We start from the raw sequence: 24,883 nt of genomic DNA, 5'->3' as shown, positions 1-24,883 counted from the left end.
CCAGGGGCACGGGCGCATCCGCCACGTCACGTCTCCTTCAGAGGACGAAGATCTCGTCGAGGTCGCGGCCGGCGGCCGTACCTTTCCAGGGCTGTGCGGCTTCCCGCAGGCCGGAGAGCTCACGGAGAATTCGCACAGACCCAGTTTCCACCGCCAGGTCCGCCGCGAGCCGCCCGGCCTCGACCGCGCGCCCGACGTCGCCGCTCTGAACACATGCGACGGCCTGCCGGGCGAGGTAGACGCCGCGGTCTCGTCGGGCATNGGCAGGCGTCGTGACAAGGACCTGCTGCCACAGGCCAGCAGCGGCCTTGGCCAGTCCCAGACGTCCGTAGCAGGTGGCGCGTTGAACCTCCACGTAGCCCGGAGTCCGACGGCAGGCATTGCCCCATGGCAGGCCATCGTCACAACTCTCGACGAGCGGANCCGCTTGGTCCAGGACAGAGTCGACGGTCTCACGATCTCCGACGAGCGACGCGCCGTGGGCCTGCTGCTGGAGCGCCATCACCCGCATCTTCGGGCTGAGACGGCCGGCATCGGCCAGGACCGCGCCGCAAAGGTCGAGCGCGCCGAAGCCATCAGCAAGATCCNTGCGGACCGACGCGTGGTTGAGCAGCGAGTAGGNGACGAGCTGGTGGTCCTGAGAGCGTTGTGCGGCCTCCAGGGCAACACCGCGCCAGACGGACGAACTGGGAAGGTCGCCGGCGTCCTGATGAAGCCAGCCCACCAGCGAGGCGTAAGCCGCGCTGGCACGCAGGAGAGCCANCCGGGTCTCCCCACGGGCTGTCGCCACCAGGTTGCTGATGAGCGTGTGCTGGGCAGTGACGGTACTGATCAGCTCGCGAGGACCGAGCATCATGTCCGCTCGGTAGTGACCCTCCAACTGCTCGCTGAAGTAGCCGACGAGTGCCGGGTCGACGTGCCGGGAGGTGGTCCTCTCGAACGCGAGCGCGGTGGCCGTCGAAGCAACGAAATTCCGTCGGTCGATGTCGTGCATGACTGTTCCCATAGCGTCCGCCAGCCTGACGGCCTGTGCAGCTGGTAGGCCAGACACGGCGATCCGTTCGCCACTACGGGGCCGGCCTGCCCCATCCGGGAGAACAGGGGCCGCTGGTGATCGACATTCCGGGCTCGCCGCACGGCGCCTACGTGCGGCGTTGATGAGGAATAGATCAGCTGGGGGTAGCTGTTCGCGGTCGTCGAGATCGAGGAGGTTGTGGATGCTGGTGTTGTAGACCTCGGCGAGCAGGGCGAGGAGCTGGGGTGTGGGCCTTCTGCGGTTGTTCGGCTGGGGCCAGTTTTCGATTTCGGACAGTTTCGGGCCACTCATGGGCGCGGTNCCATCCGGGTCGAGGCCGGCGCGGGCGGCGTGGGNGTTGATGTGGTCTGCGGCCTGCGCCTGGGTCCAGCCGTGGGCGTGGCGGTGGGCGGCGCGAGGACGGAAGTGGTAGCGGCGGGCGAACTCGACGGCGATCTCGTCGTGGCTCATCCCGGCGGCGCGCATCCGCGTCCGCAGCTCGTCCTGGTCGGCCCGCAGACTCGCCCTGCTCATGCCACATCTCCTCCGAGCCCGTTCGCGGATCGGCATCGGCCGGCCCCATCGAAGCGGGCACGTCACTCCGGTCGTCGGTGGTGCTGCCCGCGTCGAGGCTGATGGACCATGATGATGGCCCGATGGGGTGGAGTGTGTCATTCCCCGCAAGCCGAGAGTTTTCTTCGCACGCCACACCTGGTTTGACCTGCGGGAATGGTGTTTGACCGGGCCATCTGTTCGTCGTTGGAAGGTGCGTCTCTTCGTATCGTGAGACCGTACCGGAACGGAGAATCGCGGCGGCGGCGCGGGTGTCCTCCTGTCTTCGGTCAGGTCGCCTGGCCCCACCGCGATCACCTGAGTTGGCCCCACTCCGGACCCGGGTGGGGATAGATCAACTGACCGAAGCGGGGCCGACTGGCCTGGNGAAACTCACCCGACGATCGAGTTCTAGCTGGGCGTCGGGCGGGAGCCGTGGAAGGTCGCGTCCGGGTCGTCGGGGTGTGGCCAGGTGATGGTGATGCGGGTGTGGGGTCGGTTGAGGGTCCGTCCTGGTGGCAGGTCGCGGTCGGGGGTTCCGGCGGGGTGGGCGGTGACGCGGGGGTCGGGGCCGTGTCGGTGGTCGCGGTCCCAGACGCGGATCTGGTGGGCGAGATCGTCGGCGAGGGTGGTGGCGTCGGGGCCGAAGGCGTGGGCGCGGAACTCGTACAGCGCTTCGCCGATCTTCGGGCAGGTGAAGTAGGCGAGGGTGGAGCCGTCGACGACCGCGTCGCCGGGAGGGCGGCGGCCCTCGGGTGCGAGGGTGTCCGTCGCCGCGTCCTTCGCGACGTCGATGCCGCAGTAGCCGTCGAACACGGTGGCGAGCCAGAGCTTGAGCGTGTCGAACGGCACCCTGGGCCCGAGCCGTACGCCGGTCCAGGTGTCGACGCGGGGGCTGTCGAGGATGCAGTCGAACAGCTTGGGTTCCGCCGGGTAGTTGCCGTCGAACCGCAGGCCGATGTCGTCGCCGCGCAGCGCGAGGCGCTCCATCGGGTGCGCGCCGGCGCCCCGCATGCGGACGAAGCCACACATCTGTGTCTCGCGGCTGACGAGGTGGTTGCCGTGCCGCTCGAACGCGACGCCGCGGCCGAGGCCGCGTAGCCGCAGCGGGACGATGAGCCGGCCGCCGTCGACGAGTTGGTCGACCCAGGCCGGTGGGAGGTCCACGGCCTGCGCGGTGACGATGATCGCGTCGAACGGGGCGTGTTCGGCCGCGCCATGCCAGCCGTCGCGGGTCAGGACCCGGACCTGGTCGTAGCCCGCCGCGGCGAGCAGGCGGGTGGCTCTGTCGGTGATGTCCGGATCGATGTCGACGGTAGTCACCTCACCGGTCGGGCCGACGAGTTCCGCGAGTAGGGATGCGTTGTAGCCACCCGAACCCAGTTCCAGGCAGCGCATCCCGGCTGCCAGACGCGCCTGTTCGATCATGGTCGCCTGCAACCAGGGCGCGGACACCGAACTGACCGCCGTCCCGTCGGAGTCGAACTTCGTGCGCACGACATCGTCGGCGTACGCCGCCTTCACCGACGCCTCGGGCGCGAANAGGTGCCGCGGCACTGCCCGGAACGCCGCCTCGACCTCTGCCGTCCTGATCCAGCCACCCGAAACCAGGCCGTCGACCAGCCGCGTACGCAGCACCTCCGGGTGCTCCTGGTCGGGTACTGCTGCTGTCTCCTCCTGAACCACATCCACAGGGCAACATCCCTACTACAGATCGTGATCGCCGACTGGGCGGTGTCACTCTGCCTGATCGCAGCCGGGCGCACATTCCCCAGACGACGAACATTCCGTTCGCGTCCCAGGACGGCTCTGACCTGGGACGACGACCCGGACCAGGCCCACTTCTTCGTGCGCTGCGCCCTTTACCTGGGTAGGCGCTGAGGCGGGGACACGTCAATGTTCGAGCCAGCAGTCGTCGTGGCCGCAGAGCAAGAGATGAACAGCCTGTGCTGCCGTGGTCCGGACGAGCGAGTCCGGACACGCCGACGTCCCACGGCGAGAGTGGATGGCCGGTGCCCTATGCTGACATCTCGGTTCAGCCACAACATCTGGNGTCACTTGTGATGCAGTGGCGCTATCTGTTGTGGTTTCCGTCGCGGGGAAGGTATGNGGATCAGGGTGTCGATCGAGAGGATCATGCTGTGGTTGACGCAGTGCCGATGAGGGGAAGCATGCCGTCNGGTGCCGGGACACTGCGAGCGCCGCGGCATCGCAAGTCTGTGACCAGGTCGTTCACGGTCGGCGGGGCGTACGGATTCATCATCGCCTCCCTGCACACTGATGGTTCGCTGGCGGACGTCAATCTGATCATGGCGAAGCAGGGGTCCACGCTGCGTGGAATGATGGAGACGGTGTCGTTGGCGATCTCGACGGGCCTGGCACACGATGTGCCACTGGTGACATACGTCCGCCAGTTCGCCGATCTTCGATTTGAGCCGGCAGGGTTGACCGACGACCCGGAGATCCCGCGGGCCACGTCGATCATCGACTATGTGGTCAGGCGTCTGGCCCTGGACTTCCTGCCAGCGGAGGATCGGCGCGCTCTGGGTGTGCTCACCCCGCGGGAACACGCCGAGGCCGTCGTCGCGTCGACGCCGGAGTCCCCGGTGTGGTCGGACGCGCCGGGAATGNCGATGTTCGTGCCGGTCCAGGTCTCGCGCTGAGGGGGTGTCCGACGCGACGTTCGGGCACGCCGCTGGTTGATTTTCCTGGCCTGGGTGTCACAGCTAGGGCGTTCGCTCTGTGCGACGGCCGATGCGAGGTGTCCAGGTGCGCTCGTCGAGGGTCGTCCACGTGATCGGAGGCGTTGGGGTGCTCGTCAGTCTGGAGGGTCTTCCCGGTTCGGGGAAGTCGACGCAGGGCCGTCTGCTGGAGCACCGGCTTCGCAGCAAAGGGCTGGCGGTCGCCTATNTGCCGGATCTCGCCACGCTCGACACCGACGATGTCGGNACGACCCTGGTGGAGATCTTCTCGTCCTCGGACGATCCGTTCCTGCGGCATGGGGACGTGGTCACCGAGTGCCTTTTGGCGGCGGCGGTGCGCGCGGACATCGTGGCGACGCGGATCGAGCCGGCGCTCGATCGCCACGATGTGGTGATCGAGGACCGTGGTGTGCACACCATGTTCTCCTACGGGCTCGGGTCACTGATCCGGCAGCATGCGGTCGACGTGGACGAGGCTGTGTCCTGNCTCGACGGGTTGGGGCGTCTTGCCGGGCGGCGGGCGGATGTCGTGCTGTGGCTGTCGGCGCCNGTGAGCGTGGCGATCGCGCGGGCGGAGGCTCGTGACGGGAGGCGGTGGACGGGCGAGCAGCGCGCGTACCTGACGTTCGTGGACCTTGCCTATCAGGAGCTGGCCGCACGCGACGCCGGCATGGTCAGGGTGTCGACGGCCGGGCAGGCGCCGGAGGCCGTGCACGCGGCTGTCTGGAAGGCGGTCGCCNCGCAGCTGAAGCGGTCTGCGAATGCGACTTCCGCCCGGGGGTGAGCCCGTCCGCGCAGCGGGTGGCTCCCGCCCGTAGGCTTCGTGTGCTGTGAAGCCGTCACTGTCTGAAGCGCCGACGATGGCACCTTCCACGACGCCTCCGCCGCTGGCGGACGACCTGCGCAGATGTCTCGCGGTCGACGGCCCGGAACGTGTCGAGGGCCTGCACCGCCTCGGTCTTCGCCCATTGGCGGGCGGCCGGAACAACCATGTCTTCGCCTGGCGAGACCCGCGGGGCGACGAGGTGTGCGTAAAGGCGTACCGGGTCGATGACCGGCAGCGAGCGGAGCGGGAGTGGCAGGCGCTCTTACTGCTCGATGAGCATGCCGTGCCGAACGTGCCGCGACCGCTGTGGCGGGATCAGCATGAGGCCCGGCCCGTCGTGGCGATGACCATGCTGCCAGGTACATGCATCCCCGACCTGGCCGACCCGCTGGCGCGAGTGGCGGCTTTGGCGGGGCTGGCCGCGACGCTGCGACCGATCCACGACGTCCCGTGGGAGACCGGCTTCGAGCGTCTGCCCCGCGTCGACTCCGCGGCGCACTACGTGGCGAGGCTGACCGAGGTGTGGCCTGGTCAGCTCGACGCGCAGCCGGACGACCCGCTGACGCGGGACCTGCGACGGCTTCTGAAGGCGTGGCGGGATAGTGGGGACGCGGAGACTCTCGCCCGCCCTGCGGCGAGGATCTTCTCGCGGGGNGATGGGAACCTGGTGAACTGGCTGTGGGACGGGGAGGTTTCGCGCTGCGTCGACTTCGAGTTCTGCGGGTGGAGCGATCTGGCGTTCGATGCCGCTGATCTCGTCGAGCACATCAGCGCACGCGCGGTCGATGACCGCGTGTGGTCGGACGTGGTGACGGCGCTCGGGGTTGCGGGTCAGCTGATGCCCAGGTTCCGCGCGGCCCAGCGGACCTGTGCGTTGCGGTGGCTGGCGGTGCTGTGGAAGCAGCGGGAACGGCGGGCCGAGGAGTTCTCCGTCCAGCTGGACCGCGTTCGGGGCCTGCTGCGCGACAGGTGAGATGGTGCCGCGCTCACCTGGGCGCGGCACTGGAGGCGACGCCGAGTCGGTCGAGGCACCGCGCGACGACGGTCGCCACCTCGGTGTCCGTGTCCAGGACGATCTTCGGTTCCGGGATGGGGACCGCGTTCGCGCGAATCCGCTGGTAGAGGGCGATGGTGCGGTCAGCCGCGGGATGGGTGCCCTCGGCGTGGTCGTGGGCGAGTCGTGCGTGCGCGACGGCCGGCGGGCAGACGCACTCGATGACGCGCAGGGGGTGTCCGAGGCGGTCGGCGAGGTGGGCGACCCGGCTGATCTGGCCGGCGCGGTGGCAGGTCGGTCCGTCGAGCACGACGGCGGGGGCGATCTGCTCACCGATCAGGTGGGCGGCGACCTGGTGGGCGATGTCGATGCACAGGTCGTCCTGGGCGCGGCTGTAGGTGAGGTAGGGGTCGGTGAACAGGGCGTGGCGGATGTGGTCCTTGNCGAGGACGGCGGCGGGCAGGTGCCGGCCGAGTTCGGCGGCGAGGGTGCTCTTCCCGGTTCCAGGGAAACCAGCCAGCTGCACGATCATCAAGGTCCTTCCCTGTCGGGGCGGCGTCAGCTGCCGGCCGTGGGCGCCCATCGCCCGTCGGCGCGGCACAGGTCCCACAGGCCGTCGAGACCGCGGACATCCCCGGCAGCCGAGATCTGAGTCGCGGGACTGATCTGTGCGCTCGCTGGGGCCAGGCGTAGCGCGTCGGCGCGGGTGTGCAGGGAGACTGGCCTACCCGCGTGGGTGGTGCGCCGCGCGGTCAGGAGGATGACGGTGAGATGATCGAGGGGGTCGAGGACGGGCAGGTTGACCTGCGGGTGGCCAGGAAGGGGCTGGGACCGCCGGCGGTCGAGCATGTTCGCCAGGAGCTCAGGCGGAACGGGAACGGGTCGGGGCAGGTCGGTGATGATGTCGACTGTCGTGCAGGGGGCGACGAGATCGTCGTGCAGGCGGGTGTAGGTCGCTGACGTGGGGTCGTCGAGGGCGACGCGGTGGGTGGTCGGGTCGTAGCGTCCGGGCTGGTAGCCAAGCAGGCGCAGGGCACGGCGGAAGGCGCCGGCCTCGTCCGGGGCGACCAGGATGTCGAGGTCGCTGAACTCGCGGGCGCCACGTCCTTCGTACATCTGGGATTCCAGGGCGATGCCTTTGACGGCCGCGAAGGCGACGTGGTGGCGGGCTGCGGTGTCGGTGAGGGCGGCGGCCTGCGCGCGGTGGATGGCGGTCTTGTGCCGGCTGGTGCGCAGGACGGAGGCCAGGAAGCGGCGGAACGCCCGTGGGATCTCGTCTGCCAGGCCGGTGGTGGTGAGGGTGTCGGCGAGTAGGCACAGCACCTTGTGCTCGATAGCGGTGGCGAGCAGGGTGCCCCAGTGCAGTGCCGGGTCGGTGAGCAGCGGCCGAATCGCGGCGTGCTGCTGCTCGACGGGTGCGGGCAGGCAGGTCGCTTCCAGGACGAGGCTTTCCACCTGTGGCGTCGCCGGTGTCATCGGCTGGCGGCTTCGGCGTCGTGGAGGATGGCGGTGACGGCCTCGGCGAGCGTGGCGGGGTCCGGGCGGGCCACCAGCGCGTAACAGGGCACGGTCCTGGCGAGGGCGGCGACGACGGCACGCCGGTTGGTCTGCGTCGTGTGGGCCGGGGGCGTCGGAGCGAGCCAGTGATTGACGTGGGAGCTGGCGCCCACGGTCGGACGGTNCATGAACAGCTGGGTGTCCGTCAGCGTGGCGTGGACGGTCCCCGTAGGGATGCGCTCGTGACGGGGACTTCCGGCGGTCGGGGACAGCTTCGGCCAGATCATCATGGAGGGGCGGCAGCAGGCGGTGAGCGTGGCCGCGGGTGCCAGGCGTGGGACGTCGGGCGGCTCGATGCTGAGTTTCGCGTGCAGTCCGGCGGGGTNGGCGTGTAGGCCGGTGGGGACGAGGCCGGTGAGGTCAGGGTACGCGTGCAGGGTGCCGACGCCGACGCGGAGGTGGGCGGGCCAGGCGTAGCCGCGCAGTCCTCCGTTCCTGTCGGCCGCAAGCAGGAGCCGGTCGCTGGTCACGAACGCTCCGCCGAGCCGGTGCAGGACGGCGATGAGGGTGGTGGTCTTGCCGGCACCGGGATGGCCGGCGATCAGGATGCCGCGTTCGTGGTGGACGAGCGCTGCGGTGTGGGTGTAGACGGNGCCGGCGGCGAGGAGCTGGGCGGTCATGAGTTGGCGGACGAGGCGGACGGCGAAGTAGGTCGCCGCCTCCTCGGTGGCGCAGTGGACGGTGGTCGCACGCTTGGTGGGGTCGTGCCCGACGAGGGTGCGGTGCCGGTCGATCCAGAACACCTCGCGTCCGCCCTCGGTGATGTGGCGGGCGGCGAGCGCGCTGGGGCCGATCTCGCGGATGTCGCCGACCTCGGGCGGGGCGTCGATGAGGCTGTGGCAGGGTTCGACGACGGTGATGTCGACGTGCCATGCGGCGTGCCGGTCAGTGCTGGTGGTCCGGTAGGCGTAGAGGGTGTCCTGGGCGGCGCGCGACGCGGCGCGCACGGTCGTCGTGAGGGCCACCGAGGCGTCGGCGAGGTCGAACCAGGTGGTGTGCCGCTCGCGCGGACCGGCGTCGGGATCGTGGATCATGCTGGTCCGCCGAGGGTCTCCGTGGCGAGGGCGGTCCGTACCAGTGCCGCCAGGAAGGTCATCGGCGCGTGAGCGTGCAGCTCCGGGAGGTGGGTGGCCAGAGGCCAAGTCCCCAGCCAGGCNGGAACGGGCAGCGGGGTCGGCGGGCCGTACTCGCCCTGTGACGCCGTGACGCTGGTGGGACGGTCCGTGTCGCCGTCGCGCACGACGACGAGCCCGGGAGCAGCGGCCCGCCGGTACTTCGCGCCGTCCTGGTGGGGGTGCGCTTCGTCGGGGTCGAGGTGGATGTCGGTGTAGATGTTGAACACGGCGGCCGGTCCGTCGAGGACGTAGGTCAGATGCCAGGCACCGAACGGCACGACGGCGACGTCCCCGGCCCGGGTCGTCACCTGATGGGCATAGCGGGAGCCGTCACCACGGTGCCCGNCTACCAGCATCAGGGTGGTGCCGCTCAGGGTCTGGAAGACCTCCAGCTGGGTGGGCGGGTTCCAGTGTCCAATGGACCGGTGGGGCTGCCCATCGGGCAGCGTGNCCGGCTGGTAGACGACAAGATCCGCCCGCCAGCCGTTGCGGGCCGGCGCGATGTCGCGGTACGCCTCGTACAGCAGCGGGTTGTCACCGGCCTCCAGCGCCGTCTCTACCTGACTGCGGTCGGCGAACACGGTGTGGGGGCGGCTGGCGCCCGCGTCGCCGCGCAGCAGGTGGGACAGGAATCGGCGGCTGGGTGGGCCGGGGGCAGCGCTGAGGAGAGAGGTGACGCTTGCGGGGAGGTCGCCCGCGGCGCTGGCGGCGGGTGCGGAGCATGGCGGAGCGAGGGAGTCCATGCGTTGTCTCCTGTCCGATCGTCGGTCAGGGCTGGTCCGTGGCTCACAGGCCGGCGTCGGCGGCCGACGCCTCGGGTGCCACGCTGGGTGCGGTCTGGTGGGCAAGCCGTTGGACCAGGGCGGGGACGTCGACGAGCTGTGCGGCGTCAGGCGCCTCGGGGCGCGACGGCTTGCGCCCAGGGTTGAACCAGACCGCCTGACAGCCTGCGGCGAGGGCGCCGCGGACATCGGTGCGCCAGTCGTTNCCGACGTGCACGACCTGGTCGACGGTGGTGCCGGTCTGCGCGGCGACAGCGTGGAACATCGCGGCCTGGGGTTTGGCCACGCCGAGTTCGCTGGAGAAGAACAGCCGGTCGAAGCGGTCGGTGAGCCGGTGGCGGTCGAGGATCTGCCGGGTGACAGCTCCTGGGGTCGCCAGGGTGTTGGAGGTGAGGACGAGGCGGTAGCCGGCGGCGGACAGCGCGGCGAGGCAGGCGTGAGCGCCGGGTATCAGCTGGGGGCAGGCACGAAGCACGGCGTGGGTGTGCGCGACCGTGAGCACACGCACGAGGTCGTCGTCAGCGTCGATGCCGAGCCGGCGGACAATCGTGTGGACCTGCTCGGGGACCGGGATCTGCCGTCCGTGTTGTCGCTGCTCGTCGAGCAGCTCGGCGCGGGCGTCTCGGACCGTGGTGTCGAGGTGTTCCTCGGGGAGGGTGTGGCCGAACGCGGTCAGGGCGAGGTGAAACTCGCGGACCCGCCAGGCGGCTTCGGCGTCCCGGTCGCCGTAGCTGATCAGTGTTCCCCACAGGTCCACACTGACGACCGCGACGCTCACCGCGGGCGCTTGGTGGTGGCCCGTGGCGGGATGTGCTGGTGCAGCCACCGGGTCGTGGCGGTCAGGTCGTCGCTGTCGAACAGCAGCGAGCCGGCGACCACACCGTCGGCACCGGCGTCGGTGAGGGGACCGACGGTCGGCGGGCGGATGCCGCCGTCGGCGAGGATCTTCACGGCATGGTCGCGGCCGGTCTCGTGCAGGAGACCACGCAAGGTTCGGAGGCGGTCGAGCGCGGCCGGAGCGAGACCGGTGCCTCGGGTGCCGATCGGGGTGCCGACGAGGACGACGACGTCGACCGCGTCGAGATACGGGCGGGCGGCCGTGACAGGGGTGTCGAGGGTGAGGGCCAGCCCAGCGGCTTTCCCGTGCTGGCGAATCGTGTCGAGGGCCGGGTAGACATCGTCGCCGGTTTCGACGTGGACGGTGAGGAGATCGGCGCCGGCTGCGGCGAAGGTGGCAGCGAGCGGGGCGGGCCGTTGGACCATGAGGTGGGCGTGGAAGGGGACGGTCGTCAGCGGGCGCAGCGCGGCGAGCAGGTCCGGGAAGAACATCAGGTCAGACACGAACTGGCCGTCGCCGACGTCGAAGTGGAACAGGTCGGCCACGGACGAGGCACGCTCGATCTCCGACCGGAGGCACGCCAGGTCCGCGGACCAGACGGAGACGTCGACCAGCAACCGCCCGTCCGGCAGACCGGCCAGCGGCTGACTCGACGAGGCCGCACGGCTGCCGCTCATCGGGCGAGGTGTTCTTTGCAATGGGCGACCGAGCTCGCGATCGTCTGGCGGACGTGGTCGTCGTCGTCCTCGAACCGCGGGTAGACCTCCAGCAGCACCGGCACGTCGCCCAGGCCGGCGTCCCGCAGCGCCGCGCCGACCTGGGCGACGTCCACACGTCCCTGCGGGTGGGGCCAGCCCCAGTGCGGGTCACCCAGACCGTCGGTGTTGTCGAGGTNCACCAGCCGGATCGCCGGGCCCAGCGGACTGATCCAATCCGCCGGCGTGCTGTCCGGGCCGTACAGCGGCTGGTAAAGGGTGTGACCGATGTCGAGCGTCAGGCCGACCGGCACCTCGGTGCGTCCGGACAGGTCGCGTATCAGCTGGTCGGCCTGGCCGACCGTGGCTGGGATCTCGCGGGCGATCGGCGTCGGTTCGACGAGGAACTCGGTGAGACCGACAGCCGCGGCGTGGTCGGCGACGAACACCAGAGAGTCCAGCAGGTCGGCGTAACGCCGAGCCCGGCTGTCCGGGTCGGCGGCATCCTGGACGCTCAAGGTGCCCAGCGGTCCCCCCACGGCACGGGCGCCGAGNAGCGCCGTCACGTCGCAGGCCCGCCGCCACCAGGTCAGCGCGACCGCCCGCGCCTCCGGATCGGGATCGAGCAGCCCGGCGGGCAGGTAGTGCGCCAGGCCGACGTAGGCGCTGTGAATGGTGAGATCCCACGCGGCGGCGGCGTTGGCGATGCGGCGGGCGACCTGGTCGCGTTCCCGCTCCGGCCACCACGGGTCGAGCAGGTCGAAGGTGACCTGCACCGTGTCCAGTCCCAGGTCGGCGCGGACGAACTCGGCCCACCGCTGCGGTTCCAGGTGGCGTTTGACGGCGAAGCACAGGTTGATACCCAGGTTCATCGCTGTCCTCCTGCGGTCGGTGTGTGGGGCTGGGAGTCCGCAACATCCAAGCCGTCTGCGGTGGTGCTCGGCTGCCGGTCGTGCAGGTGGGCGGCCAACGTGGCGGTGAGCTCGTCGAGGGAGCGGCTGATGNCACCNCCCAGCGCGTAGTCGATCATCAGGTTGTTCGAGTCGGTGCCGCCGAAGCGACGGGAGTCGGTCTGCAATCCGAAGCACGTCTTGCCGGCCGCATACGCGAGGCCGAGCTCGAAGCAGGCCCCTTCGTCGGGCACCCGGCCGTCCAGGATGAGCAGGAACAGCTCGCAGGCGCCGACGGCCGTGCAGTCGGCGGTGAACAGCCGGGCCCGGACGGTGTGTTCGTCGGCGCCGGCGCGGATCAGCGGCGCGGCTTCGCCGGCGTCCCGCTGGGGCAGGTAGGTGTCGAGTCCCAGGTTCCGCAGGGCGCGGTCGACGGTCAGATTGAACTCTTTCTCCGCCTGGCTGAACAGCGGCGCGGCGATGTAGATCCTCACCGGCGGTCGTCCTTCGAGGCGGCGTGGTGGGCGGGCGGCGGGGGGACGAAGCCGACGGCGTCGAGGGCGGCGAAGAACTCCTCGGCCCGGTGGTCGGGGTAGGTGCCGTCCCGCATCGCGGAGACGTAGTAGTCGGCGACCCGCGCCCAGGTCCACGGGTCGGTCTCGAACGGTGCGTCGATGCCGTTGTTGACGAGGGAGATCCAGCGGCGCAGGCAGCTGGAGCACCGCCCGCAGTGGGCAGTCGCGTTGTCGGTGCGCGAGCAGGAGAACGTCAGCANCAGGTCGCCGGCCGGCAGGCCCCGACCGAGATACCAGGCGATGATTTCCGTTTTGGTCATCTGCCAGAACGGGCTGTCGAGCCGGACCGGCCGCCCCGACAGATCCGTGATCATCTGGCTGATCCGGTGGAACGCCTGGGGGCTCTTGTCCGCGGTCGCGTCGCCCTTGACCCCGANGCACCAGATCCGCTCGGCCCGGTTCGCGNCCAGCATCGCGAGGTAGACGTTGCGCAGCGGGATGATCGCGTCGTCGGCTTCCCACCGTGACAGGTCGAGTTCCCGGCTGACGCTCACCTCGATGCCGCACCGGTCGACCAGTGCCGTGATCGCGGCCCGTTCCTGGTCGCGGTAGCGGTGGCCGAGGTCGAAGTAGAGCGCCGGAGGTTTGTCGAGGTACTGCCAGGCTGGGAACGAGNCCAGCCCGGCGGAGAACAGCAGCACGTCAGACACCGGGATCTCCTCCCACGGTGGGAACACCGAGTAAGGCCAGCAGGTCGCGTTCGATCTCGTCGGCGACGTCGTCGGCCTCGCGCAGGTCGACGACGACGGGGACCACCACGTCGGGGAAGGCGGCGACCACATGCCGGTAGGCGGCGTCGAACCGCGGCAGGAACAGCAGCCGCTCCACGGAGCCCGGCACGCCGCCGCCTCGTCCGCGCAGGATTGCCCGTTCCCNCGCCAGGGGCCACGGGACGTCCAGGAAGTACGCCCGGTCCGGGACACAGAACCACGGGGCGACGCACCCCCGCAGCTGGTCGAGCAGCACCGTGACGGCGACGTTGGGATGCTGCTCGCCGAGGATCGCCAGACAATAGGCGAGCTTGGAGTAGACGCCGTGATCAACCACCACGACGTCGTGCGCTTCCAACGCCGGCCGGTAGAAGTGGTTGTGGTGCCACGACTCTCGACACAGCCGCGTGAACACGTCGACCGTGGCGTGATGAGGGTGACGGAACCCGCCGGTGCCCGTCCGGGTCCGCAGNGGTTCGCGTTCCAGCCAGCGCGACAGCCGGCCCACCACGTCCGGCAGCGGCCCGTAGTGCACCACCTCGACGTCGAACCCCTGCTCTGCCAGACGGCGGCCGAGCTGCCCGGCCATGGTCGTCTTTCCCGCTCCCCACAGCCCTTCGACCGTGACGAGCACACCACTGCGCGAGCCCAGGCGACCAGCCAGACGCCCGGCCCTGCCCGAGGATCTGGGCTGGTCAGCGACCATGGGCGTTCCCCCACAACAGCACGTGCAGACGCGGCGAGAGGTTCCATCCCCGCTCCAGGGCGATCTCGGCCAGGTGCCGCATGCCGGCCAGCACGCTCTGTGTGTCAGTCCCTTCCGGCATCACCCACAGCGGGGCCAGACCGAACCGGTCCTCCAGCTCCGCGATCTCGTCGATCTCCCCGTCGCCGGTGACGACGAACTTGAACACGGCCTTGCCGCAGCCGGCGAACGCCGTCAACGCCGCCGGGACGATCCGCCGGCCCGCCACGACCCGCGAACCCGACAGCTTCGGCGAGACGGTGAACCGCTCGACGGCCTCGACCATCTCGGCGATCGGCGCGACGGTGCCGTTGGTCTCGATCTCCACGTGCCGTCCCGCCTGCGCGAGTGCGGCGACCAGCGGAAACAGAGCGNCCTGTTNCAGCAGCGGCTCGCCGCCGGTCACGACCACACGGTTCACCGACGAGTCCAGCACCCAACGGAGCAGCGCGCTCTGGCTCAGCCGCTCGCTGTGCGCGTCCACATCGAAGCGGCTCCGGTCCCACGTGTGCGGCTCGTCGCACCACGCGCACGACAGGTTGCAGGCCGACAGCCGCACGAACAGCGACCGCTGGCCGGCCGTCGGCCCCTCGCCCTGAAACGTCGGACCGAACCGCTCCGCCACCACAAGCCCTCGCGACGTCTCGGAACGCGGCGTCGCACCCACCGCAGCCGGAATCACCGCGGATACCCGAGCAGGTACTCGGCCCAGCTGCGCGGGGTCTCCGACACCCGGACCGCCACGAGCCGGCCATGCACCCCCGGCTCCACCTCGGCCAGAAACCACCGGNCCAGATGCTGTGCGAGCGCCTCACTGGTCGNCTCGACGTCCAGCACCTCGTTCAGGTCACGATGGTCGAACGACTCGGCGAGATAACGACCGGCGACGNCAAGATCACCGAAGTCGGTGACGAACCCCGGGCCGGTCAGCTCCGAGGCTTCCAGGACGAACTCGACCGTGTAGGTGTGGCCATGAACGCGGGAGCACTTGTGGTCGGCGGGCAGGCTCGGTAGGTGGTGCGCGGCATCGAAAGTGAACCGCTTCCCGATCCGAAAGGCCGCCGTACCAGATATCCGACTTTCGATCATTACGNGCTCCATCCTCGCACTCGCCCTCCACGCATTCGGGTCGCGATACCCGGCCGCGCCGCCGGCCAGCGCCATCCGAGTGAAGAGCTACTCCCGTGTGCGTCAGTCACTCCAGCGCCCGAAGCGCAGGAAGACCAGCATGGCGATGTAGGACCGGGCCGGTCATTCCCTGGATGACGAAGAAGTCGTTCCCCCTGCCGCAAGCGCCTGACCAGGGAGAACTGANGCCCTGCGGTCGACGGCTTCGTGGCAGACGGTGATGACGCAGGCGCCCCTGTGGCAGCCNCAGCGCCTGCGGCGCGGCAGACGAACGACGCACAGCGCGGCAACGACTCCCGCGCCTGACTGAACTGCCCCGGCATGTCCGGAGGATCGTCGCCNCCGAAGGGACTTTTATCGGAGGCAGGTAAAGGTAAGCTCCATGGGCTCGCCGTCGATACTCCATCCAAGGAGCCCCGTGAAGATCGACATCGTGCATCCAGGGTACTTCTCTGTGNGACCCTCCGACCTGACCATGAAGGGTCTTGGCGNGAACGAGACGGGTATGGTCCTGGCCGCTCGCGGCCTCGCCGCCCGAGGGCATGAGGTTCGGGTATACNCCGACTGCCCGCGCGTAGACGACCTCGGCGTACAGTGGCTGCCTCTCACGGAGATGGCCGAGGATGAATACCGGGACGTCATCATTTTCTGGGTGCGAACCAAGAGAATGGAACCCGGCCGGTTTAATGCGCCGGTACGAGCAGCGAAACTAGGACTGAAGGCTCCCAACNCCAGCCTCATCGGCCAGGTCGGCGCCGGCGAGATCAATCTCCTCGTCGCCTTCTCTGATTTTCAACGCAACCTCTACATCAACGACTTCGGTTACCCGGCGGACGTCGAATGGGTTGTCACCGCAGACGGCCTCAACATGTCGGACTACGCCGAGCAGCCGCCCAAGGTGGCGGGCCGGTTTCTNCACGCCGCGAACCCGAGACGTGGCCTGGAGCCGCTCCTGGACATGTGGCCAGCGATCCACAGGCGTCATCCGGACGCCGAGCTGTTCATTGCATCGAGTCACCTACTGCGAGGCATAACAGTCGAGGAAGACCTGCGCCGGGCCGGCGCACTGTANGAGCGCGCAAGGGCGATGGCATCCGACGGCGTGCGCTACCTGGGCCGCCTGGCTAAACCCGACCTTATCAGGCTCCAGCTGACGGCACAGTTCTACCTGTACCCCACGACGTACCCGGAGACCTGCTGCATCGCGGCAATGGAGGCTGCTGCCGCCGGCGCCGTGATCGTCTGCTCGTCGGCCGGCGCTCTACCGGATCGGGTCATCGACGGCGCCACCGGCTGCTTGATCGAGGGAGACCCGGCGGACGCCGTCGTGGCACAAACCTTCGTCGAGAGAATCACCGCGTTGCGATCGGACCCGACCCGGCTGATACATATGGGACTGGCGGCAAGAGAGCTTGCCGCCAGCAGCGACTACACGAAGGTGCTCCCCGTTTGGGAGGACGCTATAGGTCGAGCCCTAGTACTACAGTTTCAGTGATCTTTCTGTTGGCTCGATGGCCGTGTCGAGATTCTCCGCTGCGCGGTCGCGTGACCGGTGGTGGTAATGCTTGGNGCCGCCGATGGGGCGTTCAAGCGGCGCATGCTGGGGTCCCGGGTCCAGGGAACGTCTTCGGAGGCACGCGAACGGGTAGCAGATTGCGCTAGGAGCAGGAGCAATCGGACTTCGAGAGACCCGCGGCAGCGACACCTAACGCGCCACGCCGTCCNCCGGGCGGAGATCACATCCCGACCACTGGGGCTGTAGTACTAGCCTCTGCACCTCCCGACTGAAGATCAACGATTTAACCAGAACGATCACGGATATTTGCACGACAGGTCACCGAACCATCATGCAGAGCGGAACTACCCTTATGCGATCGCAGGAGATCATATGGCTGCTGATGGTGCGAGCCTGAGTCCNCGCAGTGNGGCAAGGCTTACCGTCGTCTCTGTCGTGCCGCCCCGGTTGGCCAAATGATCTGGACGCTGCGATGGTTCGCGCGGGCGTGAGCGACCGTGGTGGCTGTGCCGCCCCGGTCGACGGGAGCCTGCCCGTCCCAGACCGCCATGAGCAGATCAACGCCGTCGACGAGTGCGTCGTTCGCGGCCTCGTACGCCGCCCGATCGGAGACCTCGTGGGGCAGGACCCGTACGGTGGCGGCCCGGCGGACAAGGTCGTCGAACAGATCGGCGTGTTCGGGTTTGACTTTCCTCGCGCGGTAGTCGGCGGCTGGGATGATCACTTCGAGTGTGNCGCCGAGGTCCAGGACGACGTCGGCGAAGATGCTGTCGGAGCCGGCGGCGATGCAGCTGACGCCGGTCAGGTCTGGCGCGTACGGCGTGAGCGCCTCCATGAGGGCGGTCCGTACGAGGACGACGGTCGCGGGGGTGAGATCCATGTGGCCGGTGACACCGATGCGGGTCACGTTGTTGAGCTCCAGGACTCGTCTGTCCGGGCCGCGGTTCGTTCGGTGTGAAGCATGGGTGTGATCCTCGCGCACAGGTCGGCGATGGGCCGAGCGGAGGTTCGGGATTCGGCGTGCCGGTAGAACTCGCCGAGTTTGACCCGCACACGGCTGGATCGCGTCTGCTCGACCGTCGTCACGGCGGCGTGGCCCAGCCGCGCCGCCTCGTCGAATTCGCCCTGCACCAGTCTGATCTCTGCGTACCCAAGTTGATCAAGGGCTGTGCTGCGGACGCTGCCGACGTCCCGAGCCTCGACGGCCTGATTCAGCCAGGCGGCTGCCTCGTCGGCATACTCCGGCGCTTGGTGCGCGATGTCGAGAAGACGGCCTCCGGTGACCCCTGCCAGTTCCGCCTCGTTGAAGTAGGAGATCCAGTACGGCTCGACGGCCGCGTCGACGTCACGGAAGGTGTCCTCCGCCCGGCTCGTCGTGCGCCGGAAGGCAGCGAGCCGACCTTGCCGGGCGTAGGCCCATGCCTCGCGCGTGAACAGCATCGCGCGCACCGCCGGGGTCGCCCGAGCGCCGGCGACGTCCTGCGCGAGGCGGACGAGTTCGAGTCCTTCGGTCGTCCGGTCGAGATAGAACTGCTGCCGTGCCATGCCGGCGAGGATGTTCGCGCAGAACACGGGATCGCCAGCCGCTTTGGCTGACCGAAGAGCGAGCAGGTAGTAGCGCTGCGCAATCCCGCCGTGTCCCGAGTCCCAGGACATCGTCGCGGCGGTCTCGGCAAGATCAGCCATCACACTGTGCAGCCGCCGGGTCAGGTCCTGCGGATGGGAGAAGTCGCGAAGCTCATCCGCGATCTCGGCGAGTTGACCCACGACCGCCTTACGCCGAAGCCCTCCGCCGAACTGGTTGTCCCACGCCCGGAAAGTCCGCGCGGCCAGCTCGATCTCCTCGACTTCCTCCACGCCGACGCCAGCGGTGCGACGCTGACCAGCGGGCGGCTCGGTGATGTTCAACCAGCGCTCCACGCCTTCGAGAAGCGCAGCGCCGACGACCACGTCCGCCATGACGCGCACCGCCTCACGGCGATCAAGCGCGAGATCATTCCTGGTGATCTTGGCTACCGCTTCCGTTGTCGGTGCCNCTTCCCATGCCCTGATGCCTGTCGTCTGAACGGGCAGGTGGCCGACAGGCGTCGAGCGCAGCTCCAGCAGCGACCGCGTTCCCCCAACGACCGCGGGCTCGACCACGACGCCGGCAGCGGTTCCGCCGCTCTGGTGCATCATCTGCGCCGCCGGCCCGGTGGGCTGCGTCCGCGCCGCTCTCGGCATCTTGTCGAGGAGGAGGATATCGGCGGGGCTGAGGTGTTCTCGATCGTCGAGATCGAGCAGGGCGTGGATGCTGGTGTCGTAGACCTCGGCAAGCAGGGCGAGAAGCTGGGGGGTGGGCCGGCGACNGTTGTTCGGCAGCGGCCAGTTCTCCAGCTCCGACAACCGCGGAGCGGTCATCGGGGCGGCGCCCTGGGGGTCGAGGCCGACGCGAGCGGCGTGGGCGTTGATGCGGTTCGCGGCCTGCGCCTGGGTCCAGCCGTGCGCGACCCGGTGGGCGGCCCGGGGACGGTAGTTGTAGCGGCGGGCGAACTCGACCGCGATCTCGTCGTGGGACATGCCGACCGCACGCATGCGTGCCCGCAGTTCGTCCTGCTCCACCCGCAGGCTCGCCCTACTCATGACGACGTGTTACGTCCTCTCCAGACCTGGTCGGCCGATCTTCCGGTCCTCGCGATACGGGCCATTCTGACAGTAGTCGTCGCGTCACGAATCGAGTAGATGGCCGCAGCCGGCCACCTATCTACTGAACCCGGCGCTCCCGCGCGCAGATGCGCCATCGAGCGCCGGCCACATGGGAAAGTCTTTTTGAGACGATTGCGCCATGCGTCTGTTGGTGCTGGGAGGAACCTGGTTCGTCGGCCGTGTCCTGGTTGAGGATGCGGTTGGCCGTGGCTGGGCGGTCACGACGTTCAACCGGGGTAGGTCCGGACCGGATGTCGCAGGAGTCCACCTAGTCCGAGGAGACCGAACCAACACCAAGGATCTTGATCGCCTCGCCGCGGATGGACCGTGGGATGCCGTGGTGGACGTCGGCGGCGCGGAACCCCGCTCGGTTGGCCTTGCCGCGCAGGTTCTGGGCGCACAGGCCCGGCGATACGTGTTTGTGTCGACTGTCTCGGTGTATCGAGACTGGCCTGCGTCCCCTGTCGACGAATCATCACCTCCGCACCCGGGGAACCCCGATCTTGTGGTGGAAGATCCTCGCTGGGACGCGGAGCGCTATGGTCCCCACAAGGCCGGGTGTGAGGCCGCGGTCCTGCGGAGCGTTTCTTCTGATCGGTTGCTCATTGTGCGGCCGGGTGTGGTCCTCGGCCCGCACGAGTACGTCGGACGGCTGCCGTGGTGGCTTCGGCGGATGGCGCGAGGCGGTCGGGTGCTGGCCCCCGCGCCCGCCAACAGGCCCATCCAGCCGGTGGACGTGCGTGACCTCGCGTCGTTTCTGCTCGACCTGGTCGGATGGTCGGCCAGCGGCATCTTCAACGTCGCGGCGCCCGCCGGCCACGCAACCTACGGCCGGATGCTGGAAGCATGCACTGCGGCGACGCGGGACGTCCGAGGCTCCGACGAGGTCGAGATCGTCTGGGCGGAACCCGATTGGCTTGTAGAGCAGGGTGTGCGCCAGTGGACGGAGATCCCGCTGTGGCGGGTGCCTCCGGGGACGTGGCAGGTGGATGCGATGCGGGCAGCAGCGGCGGGCCTGCGCTGCCGGCCGATCGAGCAGACGGTCCTGGACACGTGGGCGTGGCTGGCGGCCGGCGGCGCTCCGGTATGGCATGAGCGTCAAGGCGAGCACGGTATCGACCCAGCCAGGGAGCGTCGCATCATCGACATGTGGGGGCTTCGGTCAGATGCTGCCGCTAGCGAGCAGCGACTGGTGTGAGGTGCCCGGGGGCAGCACGGCGGTGGCCGACTCGCGCACAAAGTGCTCGATCTGACCGTCGAGCTGCTCGGCGTCGGTAGAGCCGCGATAGGTCGGCTGGCTCAACGACCGGCGCAACCGGTGGAGTCTCCCCGTCAGGCGCCCAGTACGTTGCTCGGACGGCAGCGCGAGCACGGGAACGAGGGCATCGTGCGCACCGTCGAGGTTNCCGCCCAGCGTTCGGGCGACGATCAGATCGACCCGGGCACCATGCTCACCTGGTGTCCATCGATCGGCGACCGGAATCGCGGTGAACAGACCGATCGCCTGAGCCGCTGCGTGCTCAGCCTGGTCGATCTGGCCGAGCGCGAGATGCGTGGCAGCGGCGCTGAGGAGCCGGCGCTCCTCACCGAACGAGAACTCGCCACCCACACTATCGAGAAGATCGTCCGACGCGTCTTCTTCAGCCGTGCGCTGGGCAGCGGCCAGCGCGGTCATCGCCTCGTCCGCGGCTCCGATCATCGCATAGGAGCGGGCCTGCACGGCGTGCAGGCGAACCTTTCCGGACCCCGGCCTGGCATGCTCAAGGCCCGTACTCGTCAGCCGTATCCCTTCTCTCGGGCGGTCGGACCAGAAGGCGATGGTGGCCTGGACAGCGCGGGCCCACGAGCGCAGCCCGTCATCGTCGACGATCTGCCCATAGGCCCACGCCGCGCGGGCGTTCTCGACTCCAGCATCGGGAAACCCGAGGTCAAGACTGACGATGCCGAGCAGGCCGCAGAGCTGTCCGGCGAACATGTAGAGCTCGTTGAGCTGCTGCGGGCGTTTCGTCTGCTCCAGCAGCGCATACACGGTGTTGCGGGTCTTGGACAGTTCGGTGAACATCGGGAAGGGAGGGGTGGTGTTGTAGGTATGCGCGAGCCGACGTACATCGTCGGCTAGCTGCTCGACAGAGCTGGCATCGAGACTTCTGNCCGCCGCGAACATCNCATGCTCCCCCGACTCCTTGGCAGCCGACATGACACGCTCCATTTCTACCGGTACATATGCTATTGATATGCGCTCGANCCCGCCCGGCTGCANCCCTCCCGCCGCAGGTGCGGACAACGTCACAGGGTAAGAACGCGTGGTTGCACGGATTCGGGTGGACGTGTGCTGGATCTGGCCAGTCTGCCCAAGGATCAGATGGTCGGCGGGGGTGAGGTGTTCGCGGTCGTCGAGGTCGATCAGGTTGTGGATGCTGGTGTCGTAGACCTCGGCGAGCAGCGCGAGGAGCTGGGGGGTAGGCCGGCGGCGGTTGTTCGGCAGCGGCCAGTTCTCCAGCTCCGACAACCGCGGNGCGGTCATCGGAGCGGCGCCCTGGGGATCGAGGCCGACGCGGGCGGCGTGGGCGTTGATGTGGTTCGCGGCCTGCGCCTGGGTCCAGCCGCGGGCGTGGCGGTGGGCGGCGCGGGGGCGCAGCTTGTAGCGGCGGGCGAACTCGACGGCGATCTCGTCGTGCGACATGCCGACCGCACGCATCCGCGCCCGCAGCTCATCCTGCTCCACCCGCAGACTGGGTCTACTCACGCCGCATCCCCTCCAAACCCGCCTCGCAGACCGGCGCCGGTCCGCCGTTCCAGGATCAGCAAGATCGTCTCAATGATCCACCACCGCCGGGCCAGAGTCGATGGCGCACCTGTTATCTAGAGCGCTGTCCGCTCCACGGGAAAGCCGAGCAACCATAATCATCGCGTGGCCTGGGGGTGCACGTCATTCCCCCCGCCACGAACATGTTCTTCGGCTGCCGAGAGGCCCCTGAGCTGCGGAAATGGCGCCAGGNGGTGCGATCTGTTCGGCGCCAGGCGGTGCGTCAGTTCGCACGGCAGGCCGCAGATGCGGGCAAACGAGTCGCCATCGTTGCCGTCAGGTAACTCGACTGCGGTTTCGCGGTGATTGACGCGATGTGCGGGGCGTCTATCGGGCCGCTCGGTGCTCGTGGATGCCACTACTCGATTGGGGGTCAGCGCCGCCGCAGCGAAGGTGGAAGATCACGGCAGCGGCGTCGACCTCGTTGCGGGCCTCCTCCGCGCTCAGGCCGAACCGTGCCGCCTGGTCGTAGGCGTCCAGCGCCGAGCACAGGTCTGTCCCTTCTGGAGCCGTCGGGTCGACAGGCGGGGCGAAGGTGGCGAGTAGATCTGCCAGCCGCGCTGACGGGAGCATGTCGCGCATCCTGGCGAGTAGCACGATCGGACGGAGCGCGGGTGGGACGGTGTGGCGGTGAAGTGACATGCGGGCCGTTTCGTCGTCGCAGGTCTGCGGTCGTGAGGACGTCTCGCCGGAGGAGGCCGGCGGCCATGCCGGGACCGACCGCAAAGGGCAGTCCGCTGAGATCGGATTCCTGTCGGAAGCTGTGGGTTGAGTGAGTGGCGGCGCACCGCTGTTTGCTGGCTGGCTACCGTCTCTCCGGCCGCCGGAAGCGCCCGCAGTCCGTCAGGCACGCCGGGCGCGTTAGGCGCGGCCATCATCGTTGGGGGGCTGGGCTGTCTGACTGTTGCGGGCGGCGGCGACCGCGCGGGTGAGNGCCGCAGCGAGGGCGTCGGCTTCGTCGAGGGTGAAGGCTTCACTGTCGGGGTCTTCTTCCCCGACGCCGAGGGAGATCACCGGTTGGTAGGTGGTCGTCGCGGTGACGTACTGTTCGATCGCCACCTGGATCGCCGTCTGGTCACGCACCCCGGGGATGCCCGGCAGGTCGATCACCGTGAACTCGGAGACGTGGTAGTCGCCAGGGCCTGCGGGCTCGACATGGNGGTGGCCGGCGGGCTGCTCGCACCATGTTGGGCAGGAGCGGTTGACAGGGTCAGGCATGGCGTGCCCTTTCGGCTAGGTGGGTAGGCCGCGATGGGCAGAGCCCATAGGCGTGGTGTGGACGTCGAGCTTGCGCANGCCGTCGCGGACCCGGTGCAGCAGGTCGAGGTCGAAGACGTCCGGGCTGGCCGTGGTCTCGGCGTGCGTGACGAATCGTTCACGTCGTGGTAGGTCGTCGGTCAGGGTGGTCCAGACGTGCTGAGGGGGTGGGGTGTTGTGGGGCAGAGNGGCCCAGACGACCTTCCCCTTCCTCTGGAAGCTCCCGTCAGGGGTACGGACCCGGGCCCGGTAGTGTCCGGTGCGCCGGGCCAGGGCGGTGACCAGGTGCAGGCCNCGGCCGTCCTCGGCGTCGGGGTCACCGGCCCGGCGGGTCGGGTGGCCCGGTCCCCCGTCCCAGACCTCGACGATCACATGGTTGTCGCTGTAGGTCAGGCGCATCGCGATCTGGGACGTCAGGTCGCCGTCGCCGCGCAGGCTCGCGGTGAGCGCGTTAGTGATCAGTTCCGAGGTCACCAGGATGATCGTGTCGACCACATGGTCAAGGCTCCACCGGTGGAGTTGTGCGACGACGTTGTGGCGGGCGGCACTGGCGGACTGGGGTCTGATCGGGTAGTGCCAGACGCGATGCGGTAGCAGATGGACGGCCGGTTCGGGTGTGGTGGACGGGGCGATGGTCACGGTGGTCATGCGGCTCTCCCTGCTGCGGAGATCTGGACTGGCCTCGCCCTCGCGTCGAGGGGGCGTGGGCGGGTGGGACGAGATGCGGCTGCCCGCAGCCCTCAGCGGCACTGCTGCGCGGCCGACGCTGTCAGAGATGGCGGGGGCGGAGGCGGTGTCCTGCACGAGCGCGAGGTTGTTCTCGGCGAGCATCACGATGCAGCACGGCCACGCGCACCCGCACTCCTCGCACGCACCGTCCCGCTGGACGTGCCGGTTGACGAGGCGTACCGCCGTGTCGCGCAGCAGGTCGAACGCACGCTCGGGCGGGTGGTCGGTCGTCTTCCGACCGAGAGTGATCAACGAGTCGGTGGTTCGGCTGCGAACAGCGACGACCTGGCCGGGCGGAGAGGCGGGGGCGGAGCCAGACGGCGCAGGATGGGCGGGGTGTGATCGGCTGCCGGGTGGCCGGCTCAGGCTTATAGCCATGGACGTGCACCTTCGGTCTGCGAACGAGTGAAAGATCAGTGATCGGTGGAGTCGAGCTGCTGCACCGGCTGGCCGGCCGGGCTGTCGGCGAGCGCGCCGAGAGCGGCGTTCAGCGCCGCACCAGCCCCGCGGCGGCGTAGCTCGCGGGTGAGCACACCGAGGACGGACAGCGCCGACAGCGGCGGGGCCGGCAGATCGGCCGCAGCCGGGCCGAGGCGGAGGGCGACCGCCGGCAGCGTCAACTCGGTGACCACCTGGTCGTAGACGGTGGCCGCCCAGACGGTCAGGACGACGGACAGCCAGCCACGCCACTGCTCCCGGCAGGCGGCCAGCCGGCCGGACAGCCACGCCTCGACACCTTCGACGAGTTCCGCCCGGACCGGCGGCC

The 24,883-nt window shown here is 69.1% G+C and carries 12 protein-coding genes and 25 pseudogenes; 8 read left to right on the top strand and 29 right to left on the bottom strand.

Features of this window, described 5'->3' with window-relative positions; translation table 11 throughout:
* Positions 1-763 precede the first annotated feature (763 nt).
* The 5 genes and pseudogenes from UK94_RS49045 to UK94_RS49030 all read right to left on the bottom strand — a co-directional run.
* A pseudogene (locus UK94_RS49045) lies at positions 764-994 on the bottom strand (hypothetical protein); the annotation flags it as partial.
* Positions 995-1,225: 231 nt separating this feature from the next.
* Positions 1,226-1,327: pseudogene (locus UK94_RS73575) on the bottom strand (hypothetical protein); the annotation flags it as partial.
* 45 nt (positions 1,328-1,372) lie between these two features.
* Positions 1,373-1,486 (bottom strand): annotated as a pseudogene (locus UK94_RS73570) (hypothetical protein); the annotation flags it as partial.
* Between the two features lie 492 nt (positions 1,487-1,978).
* Positions 1,979-3,109 (bottom strand): annotated as a pseudogene (gene fxlM, locus UK94_RS12060) (methyltransferase, FxLD system); the annotation flags it as partial.
* Position 3,110: 1 nt separating this feature from the next.
* On the bottom strand, positions 3,111-3,205 hold a 95-nt coding region (locus UK94_RS49030), incomplete at its 3' end, for a hypothetical protein (RefSeq protein WP_235487628.1).
* Positions 3,206-4,321: 1,116 nt separating this feature from the next.
* On the opposite strand from UK94_RS49030, the pseudogene UK94_RS49025 reads away from it, so the two are divergent.
* The 6 genes and pseudogenes from UK94_RS49025 to UK94_RS49000 form a co-directional block, all read left to right on the top strand.
* Positions 4,322-4,477, top strand: a pseudogene (locus tag UK94_RS49025) (hypothetical protein); the annotation flags it as partial.
* Between the two features lie 39 nt (positions 4,478-4,516).
* Positions 4,517-4,755 (top strand): annotated as a pseudogene (locus UK94_RS49015) (thymidylate kinase); the annotation flags it as partial.
* A gap of 1 nt (position 4,756) precedes the next feature.
* Positions 4,757-4,818: pseudogene (locus UK94_RS49010) on the top strand (hypothetical protein); the annotation flags it as partial.
* 1 nt (position 4,819) lies between these two features.
* A pseudogene (locus UK94_RS49005) lies at positions 4,820-5,008 on the top strand (thymidylate kinase); the annotation flags it as partial.
* A 121-nt stretch (positions 5,009-5,129) separates the two neighbouring features.
* Positions 5,130-5,749 (top strand): annotated as a pseudogene (locus UK94_RS12045) (phosphotransferase); the annotation flags it as partial.
* A 1-nt stretch (position 5,750) separates the two neighbouring features.
* Positions 5,751-6,068, top strand: a 318-nt coding sequence (locus UK94_RS49000; protein WP_235487577.1) for a phosphotransferase, incomplete at its 5' end; no start/stop codon positions are given.
* Positions 6,069-6,081: 13 nt separating this feature from the next.
* Here UK94_RS49000 and UK94_RS12040 read toward each other — a convergent pair.
* The 19 genes and pseudogenes from UK94_RS12040 to UK94_RS48915 form a co-directional block, all read right to left on the bottom strand.
* Positions 6,082-6,532 (bottom strand): annotated as a pseudogene (locus UK94_RS12040) (ATP-binding protein); the annotation flags it as partial.
* A 1-nt stretch (position 6,533) separates the two neighbouring features.
* Positions 6,534-6,621: pseudogene (locus tag UK94_RS48995) on the bottom strand (ATP-binding protein); the annotation flags it as partial.
* Positions 6,622-6,647: 26 nt separating this feature from the next.
* Positions 6,648-7,544 (bottom strand): nucleotidyltransferase family protein, encoded by an 897-nt coding sequence (locus UK94_RS12035; protein ID WP_055749877.1) that lies wholly within the window; start codon positions 7,542-7,544, stop codon positions 6,648-6,650.
* Positions 7,545-8,239: 695 nt separating this feature from the next.
* A pseudogene (locus UK94_RS48990) lies at positions 8,240-8,680 on the bottom strand (hypothetical protein); the annotation flags it as partial.
* Between the two features lie 867 nt (positions 8,681-9,547).
* Positions 9,548-9,748: pseudogene (locus UK94_RS48985) on the bottom strand (HAD family hydrolase); the annotation flags it as partial.
* A gap of 1 nt (position 9,749) precedes the next feature.
* Positions 9,750-10,300, bottom strand: a 551-nt coding sequence (locus UK94_RS12020; RefSeq protein WP_235487626.1) for an HAD family hydrolase, incomplete at its 3' end; no start/stop codon positions are given.
* A gap of 17 nt (positions 10,301-10,317) precedes the next feature.
* Positions 10,318-11,058 (bottom strand): ribulose-phosphate 3-epimerase, encoded by a 741-nt coding sequence (locus UK94_RS12015; RefSeq protein ID WP_055749873.1) that lies wholly within the window; start codon positions 11,056-11,058, stop codon positions 10,318-10,320.
* Positions 11,055-11,275, bottom strand: a pseudogene (locus tag UK94_RS48980) (sugar phosphate isomerase/epimerase); the annotation flags it as partial. The pseudogene UK94_RS48980 and the gene UK94_RS12015, both read right to left, overlap by 4 nt.
* Position 11,276: 1 nt before the next feature.
* Positions 11,277-11,630: pseudogene (locus tag UK94_RS48975) on the bottom strand (sugar phosphate isomerase/epimerase); the annotation flags it as partial.
* A gap of 1 nt (position 11,631) precedes the next feature.
* A pseudogene (locus UK94_RS48970) lies at positions 11,632-11,948 on the bottom strand (sugar phosphate isomerase/epimerase); the annotation flags it as partial.
* A 138-nt stretch (positions 11,949-12,086) separates the two neighbouring features.
* On the bottom strand, positions 12,087-12,460 hold a 374-nt coding region (locus tag UK94_RS12005; RefSeq protein ID WP_235487574.1), incomplete at its 3' end, for a nucleoside 2-deoxyribosyltransferase.
* Positions 12,457-12,740, bottom strand: a pseudogene (locus UK94_RS48965) (ExsB family protein); the annotation flags it as partial. The pseudogene UK94_RS48965 and the gene UK94_RS12005, both read right to left, overlap by 4 nt.
* 1 nt (position 12,741) lies before the next feature.
* A pseudogene (locus UK94_RS48960) lies at positions 12,742-12,917 on the bottom strand (ExsB family protein); the annotation flags it as partial.
* A gap of 30 nt (positions 12,918-12,947) precedes the next feature.
* Positions 12,948-13,035 (bottom strand): annotated as a pseudogene (locus tag UK94_RS73565) (ExsB family protein); the annotation flags it as partial.
* Positions 13,036-13,946: 911 nt separating this feature from the next.
* Positions 13,947-14,370: pseudogene (locus UK94_RS48940) on the bottom strand (7-carboxy-7-deazaguanine synthase QueE); the annotation flags it as partial.
* Between the two features lie 8 nt (positions 14,371-14,378).
* On the bottom strand, positions 14,379-14,621 hold a 243-nt coding region (locus UK94_RS48935; protein WP_235487572.1), incomplete at its 3' end, for a 7-carboxy-7-deazaguanine synthase QueE.
* 53 nt (positions 14,622-14,674) lie between these two features.
* A pseudogene (locus UK94_RS48930) lies at positions 14,675-14,786 on the bottom strand (6-carboxytetrahydropterin synthase QueD); the annotation flags it as partial.
* Between the two features lie 32 nt (positions 14,787-14,818).
* Positions 14,819-14,885: pseudogene (locus UK94_RS48920) on the bottom strand (6-carboxytetrahydropterin synthase QueD); the annotation flags it as partial.
* Position 14,886: 1 nt separating this feature from the next.
* Positions 14,887-15,085 (bottom strand): 6-carboxytetrahydropterin synthase (locus UK94_RS48915; protein WP_235487571.1); only part of this gene is annotated, 199 nt, incomplete at its 3' end.
* A 1,111-nt stretch (positions 15,086-16,196) separates the two neighbouring features.
* Here UK94_RS48915 and UK94_RS48910 point away from each other — a divergent pair.
* Positions 16,197-16,619, top strand: a 423-nt coding sequence (locus tag UK94_RS48910; RefSeq protein ID WP_235487569.1) for a glycosyltransferase, incomplete at its 5' end; no start/stop codon positions are given.
* 2,370 nt (positions 16,620-18,989) lie between these two features.
* On the opposite strand, the pseudogene UK94_RS32435 reads toward UK94_RS48910, so the two are convergent.
* Positions 18,990-19,262: pseudogene (locus tag UK94_RS32435) on the bottom strand (hypothetical protein); the annotation flags it as partial.
* A 202-nt stretch (positions 19,263-19,464) separates the two neighbouring features.
* Between UK94_RS32435 and UK94_RS11965 the strand changes: the two are divergent.
* Positions 19,465-20,523: an NAD-dependent epimerase/dehydratase family protein gene (locus tag UK94_RS11965; RefSeq protein ID WP_055749865.1), complete on the top strand. Its 1,059-nt coding sequence runs from the start codon at positions 19,465-19,467 to the stop codon at positions 20,521-20,523.
* A 1,062-nt stretch (positions 20,524-21,585) separates the two neighbouring features.
* Here UK94_RS11965 and UK94_RS48905 read toward each other — a convergent pair.
* The 4 genes and pseudogenes from UK94_RS48905 to UK94_RS48895 form a co-directional block, all read right to left on the bottom strand.
* Positions 21,586-21,834 (bottom strand): annotated as a pseudogene (locus tag UK94_RS48905) (hypothetical protein); the annotation flags it as partial.
* A gap of 7 nt (positions 21,835-21,841) precedes the next feature.
* Positions 21,842-22,071 (bottom strand): annotated as a pseudogene (locus UK94_RS48900) (hypothetical protein); the annotation flags it as partial.
* Between the two features lie 387 nt (positions 22,072-22,458).
* Positions 22,459-22,704: a hypothetical protein gene (locus UK94_RS11955; RefSeq protein WP_157734209.1), complete on the bottom strand. Its 246-nt coding sequence runs from the start codon at positions 22,702-22,704 to the stop codon at positions 22,459-22,461.
* Positions 22,705-23,683: 979 nt separating this feature from the next.
* Positions 23,684-24,036: ATP-binding protein (locus UK94_RS48895; RefSeq protein ID WP_235487624.1), on the bottom strand; the 353-nt coding region annotated here is incomplete at its 3' end.
* Positions 24,037-24,883 lie beyond the last annotated feature (847 nt).

This window comes from Frankia sp. AvcI1, assembly GCF_001420875.1.
In the GTDB taxonomy this organism is placed as follows: Bacteria; Actinomycetota; Actinomycetes; order Frankiales; family Frankiaceae; genus Frankia; species Frankia alni.
This window is presented reverse-complemented; position numbering and strand designations above follow the sequence as displayed.

What these genes read in the sequence shown, in the direction of transcription:
- UK94_RS12015 (WP_055749873.1), bottom strand. Translation starts at nt 11,058, where the DNA reads ATGAGCGGCAGCCGTGCGGCCTCGTCGAGTCAGCCGCTGGCCGGTCTG.
- UK94_RS11965 (WP_055749865.1), top strand. Translation starts at nt 19,465, where the DNA reads ATGCGTCTGTTGGTGCTGGGAGGAACCTGGTTCGTCGGCCGTGTCCTG.
- UK94_RS11955 (WP_157734209.1), bottom strand. Translation starts at nt 22,704, where the DNA reads ATGCTCCCGTCAGCGCGGCTGGCAGATCTACTCGCCACCTTCGCCCCG.